We start from the raw sequence: 22219 nt of genomic DNA on the forward strand, positions 1-22219 counted from the left end.
CTTTTCGCCGCACTTGCCGCCGTACCCGCTCGGTGCGGCGATCGGCTTGGTCGCCTGGCGTCGCCTGAACACGATGGGCGCATCCGACAGGCTTGCCAGATCGTTGTCGAACTACCGGCAACAAGGTAGTGCTGACAGCCGTCGCGGCGACGGGCGCAGGCAGGTCGTCTCGGTGGAGTGTCCGCCGGGACAGCGAGCACACCGACGGGCCCCTGACCGTCCGGGGCTCGTCGGTATGCCCGTCGTTGCTCTGTCGTGTCCGTTGCTTCGGAGGTTGTACGCCTCGCGTCGTCACGATGGGCTGAGCCGCAACGATATTCGTACCAGGGGTGAGTCGGTGGTCAGTTCGCGGGTACCTGAGCGTCGGGCGCGAACTCGCCGTCCGCGCTCGGCGCGGCCTCCGGCGCCACGGCTTCGGGTGCGGGTGCGTTGTGCGGCGCGGACTCGACCCCGGGCGCCGCGGCTTCCGGTGCGGGTGCCGCTTGCGGTTCGGGCGCCGGACCAGGTCCCGCCACGATCGAAGGCCCGACAGTCTGGCGCTGCCTGCTGTAGTAGTTCTCGTTGAAGGTCTTCCACACCGTGGACACCGCGCCGGAAGCCTGATTCAGGATCAGCGAACCGTGCTCGAAATCGGCGCGCAGACCTTCGGGGACGGCGTACTGATTGGTCAGCGGCAAGCCGAGCATGCCGGAGTCCGCACCGAGTTGCAGGAACTTGTCCAACATCGCGCCGACCACCTCGACGGCCTGACCGTCGGGTGTCGAATACACGTAGCCATTGGCGAATTTGGCGTACTGCCTGCCCTCGATGGTGGGCGCCGGTTCCGACTCCGGGGCACCCAGCGGACCGTCCGCGCCGCCGGTGTCGGCCCAGTGCTTGGCGACCACGTTTTCGCGCACCATCGCGAGCACGCGGTCGGCCAGGGTGGCCAGTGCGGCGAGGTCGCGCTGCGGCGTCGCCGGTGACGGTCGATCGCCGCCGCCCGAACCCTGTGTGTTCGCGGCGATGTCGCGGATCTTGTCCATCAGCGCGTACGCGGCGTCGCCGGGGCAGGTGGTCGTGCCGACGTCACGATGGGCGAACACGATCGGCAACTGCACCGCCTCGCCCTTCGGGTGCGCGGTGAAGTCCGTGCCCTCGGAGTACATGGTGGTGGAGCCCTTGGGGTCGAGACCGGCGACCTTCGTGCGCCAACCGACGAACTCGCCGATCGACTGGAGTGCCGCGTCGGTGGGCGGCTCGGTCTCGTGGTTGCCCATCAGCGCGACACCGGAGGTGTTCTCGTTGAAGCCACCGGCGTGCGCGCCCTGCACCGGGCGGTCGAGTCCACCGAAGCGTCCCTCGAAGACCTGGCCGTACTTGTCGACGAGCGCGTTGTAGCCGATGTCGCACCAGCCCAACGTCTTCGCGTGATAGGCGTAGATCCCCCGGACGATGCCCGCCGACTCCTCTTTGCTGTAGTCGTTGCGGCCCGCGGTGTGGTGCACGGTGACGCCGCCGAGCCCGTCGTCGTAGGTGGGGTCTTCGCAGCGAATCGACTCGTCGGCACCCCACTGGGCGCGGGTGATCACCTTGGGCGCACCCGCGGCGATCGGCGCGGCGATATCGCTGAGTCCACCGTCGCTCGCGCCCTTGCCCGGATCGATCAAGACGGCGGTCAGTGGTTGGTCCTGGACCGGCGCGGTGCCTTCAGGAGTCGCGGCGGGGTCGGCATTCTCGGTGGGGGCGGCGTTCTCGCTGGGGGCGGCGAGCTGTGCTGCCGCGGGTTCGATACCGCCGGGTGGTTTCGTCGAGGCTTGCTTGCGGGTGACCAGCACCTGCACCGCGTTGGTGGCCCCGACGTAGACCGGTTCGGTGCCGTTGACGCCGCCGGGAGCGGCATTATCGGAGCGATCGGTTTCCTCCGCCTCGGCGGCGTACCACTGGCCCCAGTTACCGTCCGGCTGACGCGCCCTGACCTTCGCGTCGGTGCCCGCAAGGTCGTCGGCGGTGAACGCGACAACGCTGAAAGGTGTGTCGCGGACGAGTTCTTTCACCTGGGCGCCAACCTGATTCACGAGATTCGCTCCGATGGCACCCGGCGACAAGGCCGGGGTGTCCGGGGTGGTGCCAGGTTCGAGATGAGTGGGATCGGCGATGAAGCTGACGCTGGAACGAGCGTTATCCTGCGGCGCGACTGTGTCGGCGGCGTCGTTCTTGTCGTTTGTCGGCAGCGGTGTCGGCTGGCCGGATTGCAGCATGCGCAGATCCGACAGGTGCAGGTCGGGCAGATCGAGGCCGGTGAAATCGTGCAGCGGGAGCGTGATGTCCGGCGCGGAGCCGAGCGCCACTTCGGCGAGTTCGGTGGGTACTGCCGATTCGCTGTCGCCGGTGGGGCGAAAGTCGGGGGAGTGAGTGAGCGCCGCGAGCGGCGCCGCGACCGCCAGTGTGGTGACCACCGGGAGCACGTAGGAGCGTTTCGGTTTGCGGTACCGCACGGGGTCTCCAATCAGGTGGAACAAGCGATCGTCGGCAGAGCTAGTTGCTTCCTGATGTATCAACAGTCACAATAACCCCATCTGTCACATTGTTAAACCTCTTGTCGAGGTTTATGTGATTGCTCAAATGTAGCTCTCTGAATGCGCGCGGATGAACCCGACATGCCGTACGGGCGACGACGCGTCCGGACCTGAAAAACGCGGCAAACGGTGGGAGTGAACAGGATGCGACGCACACGGCGGAGGAAGACCGCGACCGAGGGTCGAGCGCGACTACGAACGGAGCCCGACCTATCCCGCCGCGCGCGCCACCGCCACCACCTCCGGTCAGTGCTGGTCGCCGGCGCCGCGGCCCTGCTGGTCGGCTCCGCGCTCACGCTCTCGCGACACGTCGACGACTACCGCACCGTCGCCGGTGAAGGGCACGGCCGAGGGATGAGCCAGGTCGGCGCCTTCGACGGCGCGCTGGACGGATGGAACGCCGACCGCATCCTCGATCATTACTATCCAGGCGCGACACGCGCGACGATCCCCGCGGTCCCGATCCGCGTCCGACTAGACGACCAGAACGATTCCACGCTCGACACCTACGCCGACGCAGGCGCTTTCGTCGCCGATCGCGAACTAGAGCCCGGCCAGGTCGCGCACCTCACCCCGCTGCCCGACGGCGGCGCGAACGTCGTCGTCACGGCCGGTTGTGACGGTGCTGAGGTATGGCAGGAGACGACCGAAGACCCGTGGGTGCGTCCGGTCGATCCGGGAGTCGCGCGCCCGGCCGCCGAACACCTCCACCTTTGCGGCGGTCGTGCCTATCGTGGCGCGCTCGGTGTCGCCCTAGAGGACAGCGAAGCACGCACCGTCAACGAGGTCGGCATCGAGGACTATCTGCTCGGCGTCGTCCCGGCGGAGGTGCAGGCGAACTGGGCCGACAAGGGAGCCGCCGAAGCGCTGCGAGCCCAGGCGATCGCCGCACGCTCCTACGCTTTGGCCGAAGACCGCTATCCCTATGCGCAGACCTGCGATTCCACCGACTGCCAGATGTATCCGGGCACTGAGAAAGAAGACCCGCGCGCGGCCGACGCCGTAGCGACGACGGCGGGAACCGTGCTGCTGCGCGACGGACGCGTGCTGCGTTCGGAGTACTCCTCGGCGCCCGACGGCGGACACCCCGCCGATATCAACACCTTCGAGGTCGGCCCTTCGCCGGAAGAACTCGGCGCCCTCGCGCCCGCTCCTGCCGAGCCGGAGAACCCGGATATTCCCGTCGATCCGACCGAGGTCGGTGCCGCGCCCGAAGGCGAATCGGCGATCGATGCCGAGTATCGCCGCATCGGCGGCCCGGACAGTGCCATCGGCGCTGCGACCGGTCCGGAAATGGACCTCCCGCAAGGCGCGGGCACCTACCGCAGATACGACAACGGCGTCATCATCGTCACCCCGGTCCTCGGCGCTCGCGTAGTCAACTACACCGAAATGCTCCAGCTGATACCGGATTCGAGTCAGCGGGACGACGGCGGCTCGGATGGGTCGACTACGTCGGATCCAATAAAGCCTGGACCCCAGGAGCCCGGCGCGCCCGAGCTTGTTGGTCCGTCGGCTGACGTTGTCGTGCCCGAAGCCTCCGCGCCTGTCGCGCCCGAGCCTGGTGGTCCGTGAGCCGAACCCTTCTGTACTACGGAGTCGTTCGGCGGGCGGGGGCGCCGCGCAATGTCCGCATGAGTTCTCGTCCGGCGCGTCCGAATCCCATCCCGCGCCGTATCTGGCCAATGTCGGTGTCGCGCTCGCGGCGCAACGCGGTTACCTGCGTCAACTCGAAGTGGAACTGCGCGGCACCGGCGTCTATATCGGGCTGCTCAATATCGGTGCGCTGATCGGCGACAGCAAGGCCGAGCGCATGGTCGACGAGCACCCCGAGCTGGTACCGCCGGAGCTGGAGATTGTTCGTATTTCCAACGATGAACTGGGCGAACACTACTGGCGCATGTATACCGAGCGCGACGAGATCGAAACGGATGTCGGATTTCCCGACTGAGTCGCGCCCGGGGCCGAACGGTCGCCAGTCGCATTGCGCGGCCATTCGATGGCACGGTTGTCGCAACGGGTCGCCGGACACGATCCGATGCGTCATGGTGTGGCGGTGCGAAGCGGACTGAAGTCGATGACATTTGGCGATTGCGCGCTCGCCGACCGTTCGGTTTTACCAACGCCAGGTCGGCCTTTCGCGCATATCGGCGAACATTCGGTGAAATCCCGGGGTACGCGAGGCCGAAAACGCCTGCTGAGGGCCGCGAAATCGGCAGAGCATCCGACTGCGCCGAGACCCGCCCGCGACGTCCGATACGCTGGGCACCCGTGACCGCCGCATCGTCCCCGGAACCCGCATCTTCGTCCCCGGAAAATTCCGCCAATTCCGCCTCATCGTTCGATCTGATCGTTGTCGGCTCCGGATTCTTCGGGCTGACCGTCGCCGAACGCGCCGCCACGCTGTTGGGTAAACGCGTGCTGGTGATCGAGCGTCGTCATCACCTCGGCGGCAACGCCTATTCGGAGCCGGACCCGGACACCGGGATCGAGATTCACAAATACGGCGCACACCTGTTCCACACCTCGAACAAGCGGGTGTGGGATTACGTCACACAGTTCACCGAATTCACCGGTTACCAGCACCGTGTGTTCGGCCTGCACAAGGGGCAGTCCTACCCGTTGCCGATGGGCCTGGGTCTGGTCTCGCAATTCTTCGGCCGCTATTTCACGCCGGAACAGGCGCGCGAGCTGATCGCCGAGCAGTCCGCCGAAATCGAGACCAAGGACGCGCAGAACTTCGAGGAGAAGGCGATCTCGCTGATCGGTCGCCCGCTCTACGAGGCGTTCTTCCGCGACTACACCGCCAAGCAATGGCAAACCGACCCGAAGGAACTGCCCGCGGGCAACATCACGCGCCTCCCGGTGCGCTACACCTTCGACAACCGCTACTTCAACGACACCTACGAGGGTCTGCCGCGCGAGGGTTACACGAAGTGGCTGGAGAACATGGCCGCCTCCGAACTCATCGAGGTGCGCGTGAACACCGACTGGTTCGATGTGCGCGACGAGCTGCGTGCGCAGAATCCGGACGCCCCGATCGTCTACACCGGCCCGCTCGATCGCTACTTCGACTACAGCGAGGGTGAGCTGGGTTGGCGCACCATCGATTTCGAAACCGAAGTACTGCCGACGGGTGACTTCCAGGGCACCTCGGTGATGAACTACAACGACTCCGATGTGTCGTTCACCCGCATCATCGAGCCGCGCCACTTCCACCCGGAGCGCGACTACCCGACCGACAAGACCGTGATCATGCGCGAGTACTCCCGTTTCGCGCAGTCCGGCGACGAACCGTACTACCCGATCAACACCCCGGAGGACAGGTCGAAGCTGACCGCCTACCGTGCGCTGGCCAAGAACGAAACGAAGACGGCGAACGTCATCTTCGGCGGCAGGCTCGGCACCTACCAGTACCTGGACATGCACATGGCGATCGGAAGTGCGCTGAGCACCTTCGACAATGTGCTGCGCCCCACCCTGGAGACCGGCGCGCCGCTTGCCGACGAACAAGGTGCCTGACCAGCGCACTCACCGGGGGAGCACGCACAGCGAAGCCGCAACCACAGGAAACGAATGACCTCGCAATCTACTTTGGCAGATATGACCACCGAGACCCGCGCGAAATCGCTGTTACAGCGCATCATCCTGCCCCGGCCCGGTGAGCCGCTGGATGTGCGCACGCTGTATGTCGAGGAGTCGACGACCAACGCCAAGCGCGCGCACGCCAGCACCCGCACCTCGCTGTCGGTGGGCGCGGAGTCCGAGGTGTCGTTCTGCACCTACTTCAACGCGCTGCCCGCGAGCTACTGGCGCCGCTGGAGCGTGCTGAACTCGGTGGTGCTTCGGCTGGAACTGGCCGGACACGGCCGGGTCGATGTGTACCGCTCGAAGGCCGACGGTTCGCGAATCCATGTGCAGGGCAAGGAATTCGCGGTGTCCTCCGGTGCGGAATCGGTGTCGGTGGAGTTCGAGGCCGACCTCGGCCCGTTCGAAGACGGCGGCTGGCTCTGGTTCGACATCACCACCGACACCGCGGTGACCCTGCTGCACGGTGGTTGGTACGCGCCGATCGAGGCGCCGGGTGCGGGCAGCATCGCGATCGGTATGCCGACCTTCAACCGCCCCACCGACGCGGTGAAAACCCTTGCCGCCCTTGGCTCCGACCCGCTGGTGCTGGAGAAGATCGAAGCCGTCATCATCCCGGATCAGGGGACGAGGAAGGTCGTCGACGAACCGGGATTCGCCGAGGCCGTCGTGCCGCTCGGCGACCGGCTCGTCATCCGCGACCAACCGAACCTCGGTGGCTCCGGCGGCTACAGCCGGGTCATGTACGAGGCGCTGAAGAACACCAACGCGCAGTACATCGTCTACATGGACGACGATATCGAGATCGAGCCCGACTCGATCCTGCGCGCACTGGCATTCGCACGATTCACCAAGTCGCCCATGCTCGTCGGCGGCCAGATGCTCAACCTCCAGGAACGCTCGCACCTGCACACCATGGGCGAGGTCGTCGACCGAGGCAGCTTCATGTGGACCGCGGCGCCCAACGTCGAATACGACCACGACTTCTCGCAGTACCCGCTCAAGGACCGGGAGAACTCCAAGCTGCTGCACCGGCGCATCGACGTCGACTTCAACGGCTGGTGGACCTGCGTGATCCCGCGCCAGGTCGCCGAAGAAATCGGTCAGCCGCTGCCACTGTTCCTGAAATGGGACGACACCGAATACGGTCTGCGCGCGCGCAGAGCTGGATACCCGACGGTCACCCTGCCCGGTGCCGCCGTCTGGCACATGGCGTGGAGCGACAAGGACGACGCCATCGACTGGCAGGCGTACTTCCACCTGCGTAACCGTCTCGTCGTGGCCTCGCTGCACCTGCCGGGGTCCACCCGCGCGATGATTCTGAGCACCATCAAGGCGACCCTGAAACATCTGCTCTGCCTGGAGTATTCGACGGTCGCCATCCAGAACCTCGCGATCCGCGACTTCCTCGCGGGCCCGGAGCGGCTGTTCCAGTTGCTGCCGAGCGCGCTCGGTGCGGTGCACGAGCTACGCAAGCAGTACCCGGACGCGGTGATCCTGCCCTCGTCGACGGAATTGCCGCTGGCCAGCGGCCTCGAAGTCGGCGCCGTCGGCGAACCGAAGAACCCGATCGCCAAGGTGGTACGCCTGGTCAAGGGGCTGCTGCACACCGCGCGTCCCGCCAACCCCGAGCACCATGATCGCCCGCAGCTGAACGTGCCGACGCTCGACGCGCGGTGGTTCCTGCTCTCGCAGGTCGACGGCGTCACCGTCACCACCGCCGACGGACGCGGTGTTGTCTACCGCAAGCGTGATCCGCGCCAGGCGCTCGGGCTGTTCAAGGAGGCGATGCGGTTGCGCAAGGAACTCTCGGCGCGCTTCCCGGAAATGCAGCAGCGTTACCGCGCTGCCCACCCGCGGCTCACCAGCACCGAGGCGTGGGAGCAGGCCTTCGGTATCGAGAACGAGAACGAGAGCAAGAACAAGAATAGGGACGCCGAATGAGCCTCGCCGACGACACCCGCGACACCGCACCCAGTGCCAACGGGCACGGCGGTCCGAGTTCGGCCACCGCGTCCCTGCCCGCGCCGCCACGGGAAGTCGCGATCCTCAACGCCGTGCAGTCGGCGATCGGCGACAAGCCCGCCGTGGTCTCGGCCGCACGCGGCATGTCGCACTTCGGTGAGCACGCGCTCGGCTGGGTCGGCATCGCCGCGGCGGGGTGGTTGGTCGACAAGCCGAGGCGCAGGCAGTGGGCCGGGGTCGCCGTCGGCGCCGTCGGCGCGCACGCCGCGTCGATCGTGATCAAGCGAGTGGTCCGACGGCCCCGCCCGAATCATCCATCGGTGCAGGTCAACGTCTCGACCCCGAGCAAGCTGAGCTTCCCGTCCTCGCATGCCACCTCCACAACCGCGGCGGCGGTGTTGCTCGGCAAATTGACCGGGCTACCCTTGCCAGCGATGCTCGTCCCACCGATGTTGCTTTCCCGCGTTGTTCTGGGGGTGCACTATCCCAGCGACGTGCTCGCGGGCTCCGCACTCGGGGCAGCATCCGCCGCTGTAGTCCTTACCGCCGAGAAGAGAAAGCGCTAGCCTCCTCGAACGCCGCCACACCGAAAGTGCGATCGTGACCGCAGAAGAAAGAGCCTTGGTTGAGATGAGTGAAGAGCCGACCGGCGCCGACCTGGACGAAGCCGTCGTCAAAGGTCCGCCCAAGACGCTGGCCGGTGGACTGATCAAGGCGGTACGGCCGAGGCAGTGGATCAAGAACGTGCTGGTGCTCGCCGCACCGTTGGCGGCCGGCACAGCCACCGACGCGAGCGTGCTGTGGCATGTCGCGATCGCGTTCGTGGTGTTCTGCATGGCGGCGTCGGGCATCTATCTCGTCAACGACGCGCTCGACGTGGAAGCCGACCGCGCGCATCCGACCAAGCGCAACCGGCCGATCGCCGCGGGCGTGGTCCCGGTCAACCTGGCCTACGTGCTTTCGGCGGTTCTGCTGATCGCCTCGCTGGCCATCTCGCTCGTCACCGCGTGGCAGTTGGCCGTGGTGATGGCGGTCTATATCGGTGCCCAGTTGGCCTACTGCTTCGGTCTCAAGCACCAGGCGGTGCTGGATATCTGCATCGTGTCGTCGGGGTTCCTGTTGCGCGCGATGGCCGGTGGCGTTGCCGCGCATATCGAACTGTCGCAATGGTTCCTGCTGATCATGGCGTTCGGTTCGCTGTTCATGGCGGCGGGCAAGCGCTACGCCGAATTGCAGATCGCGCTGAGCACCGGCGCCAAGATCCGTAAATCGCTCGAGTACTACACGCCGACCTACCTGCGCTTCATCTGGACGCTGGCGGCGACGGCGGTCGTGGTGTTCTACGGACTGTGGGCATTCCAGCAGGACACCGAGCGTGACACCGTGTGGTTCGCGCTATCCATGGTTCCGTTCACCGTCGCGATCCTGCGTTACGCGGTCGACGTCGATGGCGGCGAAGCCGGTGAGCCCGAAGAGATCGCGTTGGGGGACCGCGTCCTGCAGTTCCTCGCCATTGCCTGGATCGGAGCGGTAGGTGTCGCTGTCTATCTCACCTGATGAGAGGGTGGTAGCGGAAGCGGAACACACGGAACCCGACGGCGGGGAGCGAGTGCGCGATGCTCGCTTGTCGTCGCGTTTCGCGCGCTCGACTACCGCTGTTTTCGTAGGTGGGATCGCACTATCGGTGGCCTTGCTCGGCATCGGTGGGTGGCAGCGGCGCTGGATCGCCGATGACGGCCTCATCGTGTTGCGCACGGTCCGTAACTTGTTGGCGGGCAACGGCCCTGTCTTCAACGAGGGCGAGCGCGTCGAGACCAACACCAGCGCCGCGTGGACCTATATCGTCTGGTTCTTCAGCTGGCTGAGCCAGGCTCGGCTGGAGTACGTGGTGCTCACCATCACGATCGTGGTGTCGTTGGCCGCGATCGTGTTCGCGATGCTCGGTGCGGCCAGGTTGTGGGGTGGCGCGCGCTCGTCGCTGCTGTTGCCCGCCGGTGTGCTGGTGTACATCGCGGTGCCGCCCGCGCGTGACTACGTCACCTCCGGGCTGGAGAGCGGGCTGGTGATCTGCTGGCTCGGATTGCTGTGGTGGCAGCTGATTCGGTGGAGTCACGCCGAACGAGTCCGGTTGCCAGGGTTTTTCGGGCTGGTGTTCCTGGCCGGTCTGGCACCGTTGATCCGCCCGGAGATGACGCTGGTCGGTGGCCTCGCGTTGCTGATGATCTTCCTGGCGCCGCTGCCGACGACGCGGTTGCGTCCGATCGTGTTGCGCGCGTTGATCGTCGCGGTCGCCGGTGTCGTCCCGATGTGTTACCAGATCTGGCGGATGGGCTACTACGGTCTGCCGTACCCGAACACCGCGGTCGCCAAGGACGCGGGCGGGGCGAAGTGGGGTCAGGGCTTCACGTATCTGTGGAACCTGGTCGGCCCGTACTACCTGTGGGTGCCGTTGCTGGTGCTGCTGGTCGCGGGCGTGTTCGCCGCGCGGTCGGCGCGCGTCGCGAGCCGCGAGGCCGCGCGCGCGAACCCCGAAACCGAAAGCGCGGAACCGGTTTCGACGGTGCTGCGGGTGCGTACCTGGCTGCGTTCGCCGAGCGCCGTTGTCACACTTGTGCTGGTGAGCGCTGTGATCCTGGTGGTCTACGCGCTGCGCGTCGGCGGCGACTTCATGCACGGCAGGATGTTGCTTCCGCAGTTGTTCCTGCTGTTGCTGCCGGTTTCGGTCATCCCGATTCGCTTGCCACCGCACGGATTGCGTTCCTCGACGGTCACGGACTGGTCGTTCGCCGTCGTGCTGGTCGCACTGCTCGGTACGGCGGGGTGGGCGCTGTTCGCCGCGAACACCACGGCCATCAAGACCGGAACCAAGATCTCCGCCAGCGGCATCGTCGACGAGCGGATCTACTACGTCATCAATACCGGTCACGATCATCCGATCCTGGCCGAGGACTACCTCGACTACGCGCGCATCCGTCCGATGGTCGAGGACATCGCGAACAATCCGAACGGCGGATTGCTGCTGAATTCGGCCTCGTTCATGTCCTGGTATGTCGCGCCGCCGCCGCTGCCGATCCCCGACGGCGGGGCCGGGCACACGGTCTACTTCCTCAATCTCGGCATGACGAGCATGAACGTTCCGCTCAACGTGCGGGTCATCGATCAGATGGGTCTGGCCTACCCGTTGGCGGCGCACACCGACCGGCTGACCGACGGCCGCATCGGACACGACAAGAGCCTGTATCCGGACTGGGTGGTCGTGGACACCGGCATGGTCGACCGCAAGCCGTGGATGCCCTGGTACATGGACGAGAAGTGGGTGGCCCAGGCCCGCACCGCGATGTCGTGCCCGACGACGCAGGCGCTGTTGATCTCCTACCGTGACCCGCTGACCTTCGAGCGTTTTCGGCACAATCTGCGGCATGCGCTCGGATTCGCCAAGTACCGAATCGACCGGGTGCCCAAGTACGAGATCGAGCGGTGCGGCCTGGTCGACCCGTTCCCGGAACCGGTACTACCTCCGCGCTGAGTCACGCGAGTTGTGGTTTCATAGTGCCCAGGTCGTTATCATCGGGGGCGAATTGGTATCGATTTGGTAACGCCTCCTGGGTCGCGAGCGATAAGGCTACGAAACTACGGGCGTCGGTGCCGCCCATCCGAGGTCTCGGGTGGGTATCGGCGGCCATCGTGTGATGGTGGCTGCGGCCGCCGCAGGAACGAGAGGTCCAAACTGATGCGTGGCGTGTTCGGGCGTCGGAGCACACGAAGAGCCGGGTCATGGCTCAAGCGTTCCGTGCTCCTGTCTTTGGCTGTGTTGCTACCGCTCGGGGCGTCGGTGGCAGGTCCTGCCGGTACCGCCTCGGCGGCGTTCAACCCGGACGGGATCGACTTCTGGGTCGATTCCTCGATGGGGCCGATCAAGTCGCGGGTCTTCCGCGCCGCGGACGGAAATACCGATCGCGTGGTGTACGCGCTCGACGGTATGCGGGCGCGCTATGAGCTCAACGGCTGGGAGAACGACACCGAGATCGTTCGGGAGTTGACCGCGGCGAATATGAACGTCGTCATGCCGGTCGGCGGCCCTTCCAGCTTCTACGCCGACTGGAACGCACCGAGCAACTTCTTCGGCCTCGGCAGCTCGGGGTCGAGCGGTTCGTCCAGCGGCTCGGCGAACTCGGGCTCGGGTCTGTTGTCCGGCTCCGCCGGGCCCGGCAAGGAAACCACCTACAAGTGGGAGACCTTCATTACCGAGAACCTGCGTTACGCACTGCGTGACCAGCTCGGTTTCAACCCGAACGGCAACGGCGTCTTCGGCCTGTCGATGGGCGGCAGCGCGGCACTGACCCTGGCTGCGCATCACCCTGATCAGTTCCGTTACGCCGGTTCGTACTCCGGTTATCTGAACATCTCGGCGCCGGGCATGCGCGAGGCGTTGCGGGTGGCGATGCTCGACGCGGGTGGTTTCAACATCGACGCGATGGCGCCGCCGTGGGGCCCGCAGTGGTTCTACATGGATCCGTTCGTGTTCGCGCCGCAGCTCAAGGCCAACGGCACCAGGTTGTGGATCTCGGCGGGCAGTGGTCTGCCCACGGGCGTGGACGGTCCGAGCTTCGACACCGTCAACGCGATGGCGCTGGAAGCGCTCGCGCTGGCCAATACCCGTGCCTTCCAGGTGCGGATGGCCTCGCTGGGTGCCAACAATGTCACCTACGACTTCCCGGCCGCGGGTATTCACAACTGGGTGTACTGGGCCGACGAAGTGCGGCGCATGATCCCGGACATGTCGGCCAATATCGGCTGAGAATTTTCCTTGGTACGACCTTTCGGCAGTACCGACCACAATGGCCCGCACCTGAACAAGGTGCGGGCCATTGTGTGTCGCCAGGCTAGATCAGCGCGTCGGCATCGACCGCCTTCGCGCGCTTGGGCATGAAGACCATCGACACGACGGCGCCGACGATCGCGATCCCTGTGCACACCCACAGCATGGTGGTGACGCTGTCGAGGAAAGCGGCGGTCACCGAGTCGAGCAGTGCGGGTGAGTTCACCTTGTGCGCCACCGCGATGCCGTTGGCCGCGCTGCTGCGCACCGCGTCGGCCGCGACCTGCGGCAGACCGTCGGTGTGCACGGTGCCTCGGTAGGCCGCGTTGAGGATGGTGCCGAGCAATGCGACGCCGATGGTGCCTCCGACCTGTCGCATGGCCTGGATCAGCGAAGATCCCGCGCCAGCGCGGTCGGTATCGAGTTCGCCGAGTGCGGCGTTCATCGCCGACGGCATGCCGAATCCCGCTCCCGCTCCGGCGATCGCGAACCAGATGGCGACGTAGGCGTAGCTGGAGTCGACCTGGGTCATCGTGCCCATGCCGAGCCCGATCGCGAGGATGACGAAGCCGACGGCCACGGTGACGCGGGTACCCGCCGCGGTGTCCAACGGTGTCGCGAACTTCGCGCCGATCACCATGCCGCCGATGAACGGCAGCAGCTTCAGGCCGGTGCCGAGTGCGTCGGCGCCTTGGACCGCCTGGAAGAACTGCGGCATGGTGAACAGCAGCCCGAACATCGCGAAGACCGCGATGGTGATGAGGATGGTTCCCCACACGAACGACTTCGACCGCATCAGATGCGTGTCGACCAGCAGTGTCGTTGTTTTGCCACGGCTGAACCGGCCTTCGATGACGCCGAAGACGATCAGCAGGACCAGCGCGGCGAGGAGGAACGCGATCGCGCTCGCGTCGCCCCAGCCCTTTTCACCCGCGAGGGTGACGCCGTAGACGAGTGCGGCGAGTGCGGCGGAGGAGACGACGATGCCGAGGTAGTCGATCGTGGGGCGGATCGCGCTGCGTGATTCCGGAATGAGTGTCAGCACGGCGGTCACGGCGATGATCGCGACGGGGACGTTGATCCAGAAGATCGACGACCAGGAGAAGTGCTCGAGCAGCAGGCCGCCGACGATCGGTCCGAGCGGCAGCCCGATGCTGTTGGACACGACGAAGAAGTTGATCGCCTTCTTGCGTTCGGTCTCGCTGGGGAACAGCACGGCGATCAGCGACATCACCACGGGCACCAGCAGCGCCGCGCCGATGCCGAGGAACGCGCGTGCGGCGATGAGCTGGTTGGCCGAGCCCGACAGCGCGCACAGCACCGATCCGGCCCCGAACAGCGCCACGGCGATGGCAAGCATCTTCTTGCGGCCGAAACGGTCGCCGAGCAGTCCTGCGGGCAGCAGCAGCGCCGCGAGGACGAGGTTGTAGGAGTTGGCGATCCACTGGAGTTGTTCGGTCGAGGCGCCGAGGTCGACCGACAGGGTCGGCAGTGCCACGTTCAGAACGGTGGTGTCCAGGCCGACGACCAGAACCGCGAGGCACAGCGCGGCGAGTACGCCGAACCTGCGTGTTCCGGAGAGCTGGTGTGGCGGCGAGAGTTCGTCCTCGTTGGTGTCGGCTGTCGCGCCGGGGAGTGCGGCCGAGTCCGACACGGTGTCGGCCGCTTGTTCGTTCGTCATGGGCGTAGATTATTACTAACTTCTGATAGTTTCAATACTTGAGATAGGTCTCGAGTAGTCTGTCCGGCATGGCGGTACCTGAATCGCACGGCGCGCAGACCGAGCAGGAGCACGTGTTCATCGAGCGGCTCGGCAGCGTGATGGCGCAGGCCGGTGTCCCTCCGATGGCCGCACGGGTGTGGGCACGGCTGCTGGTCAGCGAGTCCGGCGTGATGACCTCCGCGGAACTCGCCGAAGCGCTAGAGGTGAGCCAGCCGTCCATCTCCGGGGCGATCCGATTCCTCAGCCAGCTGGGTTTCGTCCGTCGCGAACGCGTGCCGCGCACCCGCAAGGACCGGTATCGCATCACCGACAACGTCTGGGAGACCGTCCTCACCCTGCGCAACGAGTCGCTCGACGGCTGGAAGTCCGCGCTGCAATACGGCTCCGACAGCTACGGCGCCGACACCCAGATCGGCCGCCGTCTCGGCGACGCGGTGGACTTCTTCGACTTCGTCCAGCGCGACATGCGGGGGCTGATCGCGCGCTGGCGCGAGTACCAGCGCGCCGAACTCGGCCAAGAATCGGTCAACTGAGAGGTCCGACCCACCCCAACCCGGACTGCCGCGACCGGACAGCTGATACCGCTGGGCCGGCTCGTCGTGCCGCTCGGTGTTGTCGCATTCGTCGCGGCGCTCGCCGTTCGCTCGACGAGTCCGGTGGACCGGCACCGCCGCCGGTCCCGCTGCTTGATTGGCCGAATCGGCCGAATCGCCCGAATCGTCATCGCGGCACCGCCCCGCGCGCACGGAATCGCTTGACACGAACCCCGATCGACCGCCTCGGTAGTTGTAGTACGGGTGACTTTCCAGCAACATGGAACCGTTCGTGGGAGATTAATGCACTGAGAACATGCACACAGGTCGAAACGTCTGATTTGTCGCAGACGCTAGTGCTGGGTGCCCCATGAGGCAGCCGGTCTAGTTGCTTTCAGTTCGCTGACTGGCTATCCGGACGAAAGGTCGAGTCGAATGCGAAGTGTGCGCTGGAAACATTGGCCCGGTCGACGGGAGGATTCCGATTCCTGGGCCAGGCGATGGGTTCTCGGTGTCGCCGTCGCGCTACTGCTACCGCTCGCGACGACGATCGCCGGGCAGGGTGCGACCTCGTCGGCGGCCTACGACCCCGCCGGTTTCGACTTCATCGTCGATTCCGGAATGGGGCCCATCAAGTCCCGCGTCTGGCGCGCCGCCGACGGCAACACCAACCGCGTGGTCTACGTCCTCGACGGATTGCGCGCACCCGAGACGCTCAGCGGTTGGGAGATCGAAACAAATATCGCGGCGGTGCTGGCCAGTTGGAACATCAACGTGGTCATGCCGGTGGGCGGTATGTCGAGCTTCTACGCCGACTGGAACGCGCCGAGCGAATTCGCCGCCATCCCCGCCGGCACCGGCTCGAACTCCAGCTCCGGCGCCTTGAACGCGCTCGCCGCGGGGCCTGGCAAGAGCTACCGCTACCAGTGGGAGACATTCCTTTCCGACAACCTGCGCTGGGCGCTGGCCGATCGACTCGGCTTCAACCCCAATCGCAACGGCGTCTTCGGCCTGTCCATGGGCGGGAGTGCCTCGCTGACGCTGGCCGCCTACCACCCCGATCAGTTCAGCTTCGCCGGATCGTTCTCCGGCTACCTGAACATTTCCGCGCCGGGCATGCGCGAGGCGATCCGCACCGCGATGCTGGACGCCGGTGGCTACAACGTGGATTCCATGGCGCCGCCGTGGGGGCCACAGTGGCTGCACATGGACCCGTTCGTGTTCGCGCCCAATCTGGTCAACAACGGCACCCGATTGTGGATCGCGGCCGCGAGCGGTCTGCCGACATCGGGTGACGCGCCGGACATGAACACCGTCAACGGGATGGCGTTGGAAGCGCTCGCCCTGGCCAATACCCGAGCATTCCAGGTACGCATGATGATGTTGGGTGGCGGCAACGCCGTGTACGACTTCCCGACGTTGGGTATTCACGCCTGGAACAACTGGATGGACGAGGCGCTGAAGATGTTGCCCGATCTGTCGGCGAATATCGGCTGAATCGAGCCAACCCGGCCCGGCTCCGGCACGCACCGCCGTCGGAGCCGGGTTTTCGCTGTCTCGGCTCCGGTCGCGCCCGCCTGTCGGACAGGGGATTCGATCATTGGCTGCGTGGTCGCTGCTGAAAAATATTCGACTGCCGCGGTATTCGGATCGGCCAGTGGCGCAACGGGGAAATATCGGCTGATCCGGCGTCGGCCGGTCGATCGCGGCGAGCTATAACACCGAGTGAGCTGGCCGAATGGAAAGACCGCCGATGTTACGAAAAATGTTGGTGGGCAACATCACACGGCCGGAAATGACACGTCGTCCTGCGATTACGCACCGCCGCACCGCGATTGCCAACGGGTATCTGAAGTCGCGGGCGCGGCAAGCGAGCACGGCCGCGAGCACACTTCTCGCCAGGAGGAAGAAAAAAATCGGCCTCCGGGACGACATTGCCGCGCGAACGCGATAAAGTCTGCGCACCATCACACACGCACAGGGCGACATTCCCCGCACGAGTGCCCCGGTCTTGCTAAGGCCTCGGGTGTCGAATATCGTCCAGCGAGCGCAAGTGTGACCAGATCGTTGTGGCGCCGTTTGTTCGCACCAGAATGTCGGGATCCGGTGCGACATGACGTGCGCCTCGTTGGCAGCACGGATGTCGTAGCCCGAATCGCGGCGACGGCACCATAACAGCAGAAAGAGAGCAGGATTCATGCGTTTCGGCAGCAGGGCGGCCGCGCCGAAGAGAGTGAAGTCGGGACGGCGAGGCGCGCCTCGTGGTTGGCGTAATCGAATTCTGGCTGTCGGTGCGGCTGCGTTAGCGCTCCCGATCGCCGCAGGACTCGCGGCCCCGACCGTCGCTATGGCGACCCCGGTTCACACTCCCGTGCATCGCGCCCCAGCGGGTGGCTACGAGGACCTGATGGTCCCGTCGAGCATGGGCCCGATCAAGGTTCAGGTGCAGTGGGCAGCGCGCGGCGGCGACGCGGCGCTCTATCTGCTCGACGGCCTTCGCGCACGCGACGACCGCAACGCCTGGTCGTTCGAGACCAACGCGATGCAGCAGTTCGGCAACGACAACATCACCCTGGTGATGCCGGTCGGTGGGCAGTCGAGCTTCTACGCCGACTGGTACTCCCCGTCGAACCTCAACGGCCAGAAGACCACCTACAAGTGGGACACCTTCCTCACCCAGGAACTGCCCGCCTTCCTCGAGGGCTACGGCGTCTCGCGTACCAACAACGCGATCGCCGGTCTGTCCATGGGCGGCAGCGCGGCGCTGAGTTTGGCCGGCTTCCACCGCGATCAGTTCAAGTTCGCCGCGTCCTACTCCGGCTACCTGAACATCTCCGCGCCCGGTATGCGTGAGGCGATTCGCGTCGCGATGCTGGATGCCGGTCGCTACAACGTCGACTCGATGGCGGCGCCGTGGAGCCCGCAGTGGTTGCGTCTGGACGCCTGCGTCTTCGCGCCGCAGCTGCGTGGTCTGCCGATGTACATCTCGGCGGGTAGCGGTCTTCCGGGTGCGAACGACAACCCGAACTCCGCGATCGGCGTGTTCAACACGGGCAACGCGATGGCGCTCGAGGCGCTGTCGATGATCAACACCCGCGCCTTCCAGTTCCGGCTGAATTCGCTGGGTATCCCGGCCACCTTCGACTTCCCGTCCACGGGTACCCACTCGTGGAAGTACTGGGAGAGCCAGCTCTGGAACACGCGTCAGGGCATCCTGGACGCCACCGGGGCGTGGTGACCTCCTCGCACTGAGGAAACACAACCTGCTCAACGGATTCGGGCCGCATCCTTCGGGGTGCGGCCCGAATTGTTGTGTGCGGAGGTGTTGCTTGGGTGTTCGCGCTGCGTGTCTCCCCGGAATAGCCCCGCTACCGGGGTAGAAAGCTCTTGTGGCAGGGATCACGCGTGATAGCAGGGGGATATATCAGCGGAGCGGGCTTCGCGGACGATTCGCGCTGTTCGCTACCACGTTGCTGATTCCGCTGGCCGCCGGATTCTCGCCCCTGGCCTCGATTCCTGCTGTCGCCGAACCCGCCGCCATGTCGGCCGCGGTGCCGACGGTGCAGAAGGCGGTATGGCTCGGGGATCGCCGGGTCGCGCTGTGGGTGCAGTCGCCATCGATGGGCACACCGATCCAGGTGCAGCTGCTCCTGGCCAGGGACTGGAACGCGCGCCCGGACGCGCAATTTCCCGTGCTGTTCATGCTCGACGGCCTGCGCGCCACCGACGACGAGAGCGGATGGACCAAGGACGCGGGCGCGGCGGACTACTTCGCCGACAAGAACGTCACCGTCGTCCTGCCGATCGGCGGGCAGGCCAGCTTCTACTCCGATTGGCTCGAACCGAACAACGGCGTCAACTACAAGTGGGAGACCTTCCTGACCAAGGAACTTCCCCCGCTGCTGGAAAGCCAGTGGCGTGCCACCGAAGTGCGTGGCATGGAGGGTCTTTCGATGGGCGGCACGGCGGCGATGTTCCTGGCCGCGCGCAACCCCGATTTCGTGAAGTACGCGGGCTCCTACTCCGGCTTCCTCACCACCACCACGCTCGGTATGCCGCAGGCGATTCAGTTCGCCATGCGCGACGCGGGCGGATTCGACTCCAACGCCATGTGGGGTCCGCCGTCGGATCAGGAGTGGGAAGACCACGACCCGTTCGTGCTCGCCGACAAGCTGAAAGGCATCGCCCTCTACGTCTCCAGCGGCAGCGGCGCCGCCGGGCCGTTCGACTCGGGTGAATCCGCGGTGCCCGGCGTGAGCACCAACTACTCCGGCACCGGCCTGGAGATCCTGTCGCGCTTGAGCTCACAGAACTTCGTCGACAAACTGGGCGAGCTGGCGATCCCCGCACAGGTGAACTACCGCCCCTCCGGCACCCATTCGTGGCCGTACTGGGATTTCGAGATGCGCCAATCCTGGCCGACGGTGGCGCGGGCGCTCGGCGTGCCCACCGACAAACCCGCGTGCGCCGCCGACGGCGCGATCGGCGCGGTGGCCGCCGCCAGCGGTTGGCTCGGTGAGTGCCTCACCGGCGAGTATCAGGCGGGATCCGGTGTGGCGCAGGACTTCCACGGCGGCCGGGTGTTCTTCACGCCGGAGGGTGGCGCGCACGCGGTGGGCGGGATGATCGGCGGTGGGTACCAGGCGGCGAACGGTTTCGCCGGTGCGCTCGGACTGCCGACCGGCGACGAGGTGGCGTTGCCCGACGGCAGAGGCAGGATGCAGAGCTTCGAGAACGGTCCGCTGTATTGGACGCCGCAGACCGGTGCGCAGGCGGTGCGCGGCGCGATCGGCGAGGAGTGGGGCAGGCAGGGCTTCGAGACCGGGCCCTCGGGGTATCCGTCGGGGCCTGAGGTCACGACGCCGAACAAGAACGGCGCCGTGCAGGCCTTCGAGGGTGGGCCGTTCTATTACAGTCCCGCGCTCGGTGTGCATCGGGTGCAGGGGTTGATTCTCGGAAAGTACGCCGAGATGGGTTACGAGGACAGCTGGTTGGGTTTCCCGATCGCCGAGGAGCAGCCGTTGAAGGATTTCGGCGGGTTCTCCGCGTTCGAGAACGGCAACCTCTACTGGAGTCCGCTCTCGGGCGCGTGGGCGGTGCGCGCGGGGCCGATCATGGATGCGTGGGGTGGCGCGGGCTTCGAGGGCGGCAAGCTCGGCTACCCGATCAGCGACGAGTTTCCGATACCCGGCGGCGTGCAGCAGAACTTCCAGACCGGGTTCATCACGGTGCGTGCCGACAAGGCGGAGGTGCACGGAATCTGATTCCGGGCGGTCGGTTCCTTCGACCGGCACCTGCCTTTTCGCCGAAGACCGCTAGCCTGGTGGTCGACTCCCCCGTTGCGAATAGATCGAGGACAGAGATTCATGGTGCGGACCCGTGGAAAGGTATGCGGTGTGGTCGTGGCGATCGCCGCGACCGGATTGCTCGCCGCGTGCGGTAACAACGACTCGACCGCGTCGAGCACACCGACCTTGGCGCCGACCAGCGCGGCGCCACAGTCGCCGCTCGCACCCGACGCGGGCCTGCCGACCGGCGGATACGAGACGCCGCCTCCGGTGCCCGAGTCCGCGACACCGACCCCGGAGCTGGAACGCCCAGCCCCCGCGGAGCCGTCACCGTCGGACACCTCGAATCTTCCCGACAAGGACAAGCAGTTCCTCGACCAGCTCAGCCAGAAGGGCATCACCCCCGGCACGCCGGACATCGCGCTGAGCATCGGGCAGTACGTGTGCCAGGCCGCCGCCTCCGGTGCCTCCGATCAGGATCTGAGTACCTACGTCAGCGCCATGGCTGGCTCGGACCCGACCTTCGACCCGGCCAAGATGCCGGTCGAGCAGGCCGGGCAGATCTACATCGAGACCGCTAAGCAGTCGTACTGCCAGTGAGTGCGCGTCGAGGCTCTCGTTCCCGCCGGTCAGGACCGGCGGGATGCTTGCTGGCGGTCGTGGCCGCCGGTGTGCTGCTCATTGTCGTCGTGCTGCTGCTGTGGTATTTGCTCGCCGGCCGGCTGAAGGAGCCGGAGCAGGGCAAGCCGCCGCCGGAGCGCCCGACCTCGCAGCCGGCGAGTTGCCCTGACGTGCAGATGATCTCGGTGCCCGGCACCTGGGAATCCAACAGCAACGACGACCCGCACAACCCCTCGTCGAATCCGATCGCGTTGCTGCTCAATGTCACCAATCCGGTGAGTCAACAGTTCGACGAGTCGCGGCTGGACGTGTACACGGTCCCGTATGTCGCGCAGTTCTCCAACCCGATCGCGATTCCGCCGGACGGCCAGCAGTCCTATAACAACAGTCGTTCCGAGGGCACCGCGCGGATGATCGAGCAGATGTCCTCGCGTTATCAGGAATGTCCTTTGACCACCTATGCGATCGTCGGGTTCTCGCAGGGCGCGGTCATCGCGGGCGATGTGGTCTCGCAGATCGCCGCGGGCAAAGGCCCGGTGCCCGCCGACCTGATCCTCGGCACGACGCTGATCGCGGACGGTCGGCGGACCAATCAGCCCGGCTCCGATCAACCGAATCAGATCGGTACGCCCCCGCCGGGTGTCGGCGCCGAGGTCTCGCTCAACGGTCTCAATGTTCCCGGTATCTCGATGACCGGCCCTCGCCCCGGCGGTTTCGGTGAGCTGGCCGGCAGTACCTACACCATCTGCGCACCGGGCGATCTGATCTGTGACGCGCCTCGGGACGCGTTGAGCCCGTTCAACATTCTCGGTAGCGTCGGGCAACTGGTTCAGGCGGTCGGTAATCCGGTGCACGCCCTGTACAACGGTTTCGTCGTCGACGCGGACGGTACGACCGCCACGCAATGGACCACCAACTGGGTAGAAGGCGTCATCGAAGGTGCGCCGCATCCGGCACACCCATGAGATTTCACAGTTAGGTCGGGTGTCCGAGTTGGACTGCCACTACAAGCACAACCGAGTTCGTCGCACGCTGTAAAGTGCGCTGGTGATCGCGACACCCATGGCCGCCGCAGCACTGGCCGCCTCGGGTGTCGACGCCGAATTCCTTACAGCCAGGAGCAT

At 65.9% G+C, this 22219-nt stretch carries 16 protein-coding genes; 14 read left to right on the forward strand and 2 right to left on the reverse strand.

Features of this window, described 5'->3' with window-relative positions; translation table 11 throughout:
* Positions 1-341: 341 nt before the first annotated feature.
* On the reverse strand, positions 342-2477 hold the full coding sequence (locus ABEA50_RS06670) for an N-acetylmuramoyl-L-alanine amidase (RefSeq protein ID WP_345494150.1): 2136 nt from the start codon (positions 2475-2477) through the stop codon (positions 342-344).
* 330 nt (positions 2478-2807) lie between these two features.
* On the opposite strand from ABEA50_RS06670, the gene ABEA50_RS06675 reads away from it, so the two are divergent.
* The 8 genes from ABEA50_RS06675 (at position 2808) to ABEA50_RS06710 (ending at position 12909) form a co-directional block, all read left to right on the forward strand.
* On the forward strand, positions 2808-4133 hold the full coding sequence (locus ABEA50_RS06675) for a SpoIID/LytB domain-containing protein (RefSeq protein ID WP_345494151.1): 1326 nt from the start codon (positions 2808-2810) through the stop codon (positions 4131-4133).
* The gene (locus ABEA50_RS06680; protein WP_345494152.1) at positions 4123-4509 is read left to right on the forward strand and encodes a Rossmann-fold NAD(P)-binding domain-containing protein; all 387 of its coding nucleotides are present in this window, start codon (positions 4123-4125) and stop codon (positions 4507-4509) included. Before ABEA50_RS06675 ends, ABEA50_RS06680 begins: the two co-directional genes overlap by 11 nt.
* A 320-nt stretch (positions 4510-4829) precedes the next feature.
* On the forward strand, positions 4830-6080 hold the full coding sequence (gene glf, locus ABEA50_RS06685) for a UDP-galactopyranose mutase (RefSeq protein WP_425577538.1): 1251 nt from the start codon (positions 4830-4832) through the stop codon (positions 6078-6080).
* Between the two features lie 54 nt (positions 6081-6134).
* The gene (locus ABEA50_RS06690; RefSeq protein ID WP_345494153.1) at positions 6135-8090 is read left to right on the forward strand and encodes a glycosyltransferase; all 1956 of its coding nucleotides are present in this window, start codon (positions 6135-6137) and stop codon (positions 8088-8090) included.
* Positions 8087-8677 (forward strand): phosphatase PAP2 family protein, encoded by a 591-nt coding sequence (locus ABEA50_RS06695; RefSeq protein ID WP_345494154.1) that lies wholly within the window; start codon positions 8087-8089, stop codon positions 8675-8677. Before ABEA50_RS06690 ends, ABEA50_RS06695 begins: the two co-directional genes overlap by 4 nt.
* A 64-nt stretch (positions 8678-8741) precedes the next feature.
* Complete coding sequence (locus tag ABEA50_RS06700; RefSeq protein WP_345494155.1) at positions 8742-9668, forward strand: decaprenyl-phosphate phosphoribosyltransferase; 927 nt, start codon at positions 8742-8744, stop codon at positions 9666-9668.
* A 7-nt stretch (positions 9669-9675) separates the two neighbouring features.
* A complete protein-coding gene (gene zomB, locus ABEA50_RS06705) occupies positions 9676-11637 on the forward strand; it encodes a flagellar motor control protein ZomB (protein ID WP_425577539.1) in 1962 nt (653 codons plus the stop codon).
* A gap of 204 nt (positions 11638-11841) precedes the next feature.
* Positions 11842-12909 carry an alpha/beta hydrolase gene (locus tag ABEA50_RS06710; protein WP_345494156.1) on the forward strand — a complete coding sequence of 356 codons (1068 nt, stop codon included), beginning with the start codon at positions 11842-11844 and terminating at the stop codon, positions 12907-12909.
* A gap of 85 nt (positions 12910-12994) precedes the next feature.
* Here the strand turns inward: ABEA50_RS06710 and ABEA50_RS06715 are convergent, their stop codons facing one another.
* Positions 12995-14611: an MFS transporter gene (locus ABEA50_RS06715; RefSeq protein ID WP_345494158.1), complete on the reverse strand. Its 1617-nt coding sequence runs from the start codon at positions 14609-14611 to the stop codon at positions 12995-12997.
* Between the two features lie 68 nt (positions 14612-14679).
* Here ABEA50_RS06715 and ABEA50_RS06720 point away from each other — a divergent pair, with 68 nt between their 5' ends.
* The 6 genes from ABEA50_RS06720 to ABEA50_RS06745 all read left to right on the forward strand — a co-directional run bounded on the left by ABEA50_RS06720 (position 14680) and on the right by ABEA50_RS06745 (position 22060).
* Positions 14680-15186 carry a GbsR/MarR family transcriptional regulator gene (locus tag ABEA50_RS06720; protein ID WP_345494159.1) on the forward strand — a complete coding sequence of 169 codons (507 nt, stop codon included), beginning with the start codon at positions 14680-14682 and terminating at the stop codon, positions 15184-15186.
* Positions 15187-15621: 435 nt separating this feature from the next.
* Positions 15622-16683: an alpha/beta hydrolase gene (locus tag ABEA50_RS06725; protein WP_345494160.1), complete on the forward strand. Its 1062-nt coding sequence runs from the start codon at positions 15622-15624 to the stop codon at positions 16681-16683.
* A gap of 700 nt (positions 16684-17383) precedes the next feature.
* Positions 17384-18424 (forward strand): alpha/beta hydrolase, encoded by a 1041-nt coding sequence (locus tag ABEA50_RS06730; RefSeq protein ID WP_345494161.1) that lies wholly within the window; start codon positions 17384-17386, stop codon positions 18422-18424.
* A 151-nt stretch (positions 18425-18575) separates the two neighbouring features.
* Positions 18576-20450 carry an alpha/beta hydrolase-fold protein gene (locus tag ABEA50_RS06735; RefSeq protein WP_425577540.1) on the forward strand — a complete coding sequence of 625 codons (1875 nt, stop codon included), beginning with the start codon at positions 18576-18578 and terminating at the stop codon, positions 20448-20450.
* Between the two features lie 102 nt (positions 20451-20552).
* A complete protein-coding gene (locus ABEA50_RS06740; protein ID WP_345494162.1) occupies positions 20553-21074 on the forward strand; it encodes a DUF732 domain-containing protein in 522 nt (173 codons plus the stop codon).
* Positions 21071-22060 (forward strand): cutinase family protein, encoded by a 990-nt coding sequence (locus ABEA50_RS06745; RefSeq protein WP_425577541.1) that lies wholly within the window; start codon positions 21071-21073, stop codon positions 22058-22060. The genes ABEA50_RS06740 and ABEA50_RS06745 overlap by 4 nt, the downstream gene beginning before the upstream one ends.
* Positions 22061-22219: the final 159 nt, after the last annotated feature.

It is taken from the genome of Nocardia callitridis, from assembly GCF_039543305.1.
Classification (GTDB): Bacteria; Actinomycetota; Actinomycetes; order Mycobacteriales; family Mycobacteriaceae; genus Nocardia; species Nocardia callitridis.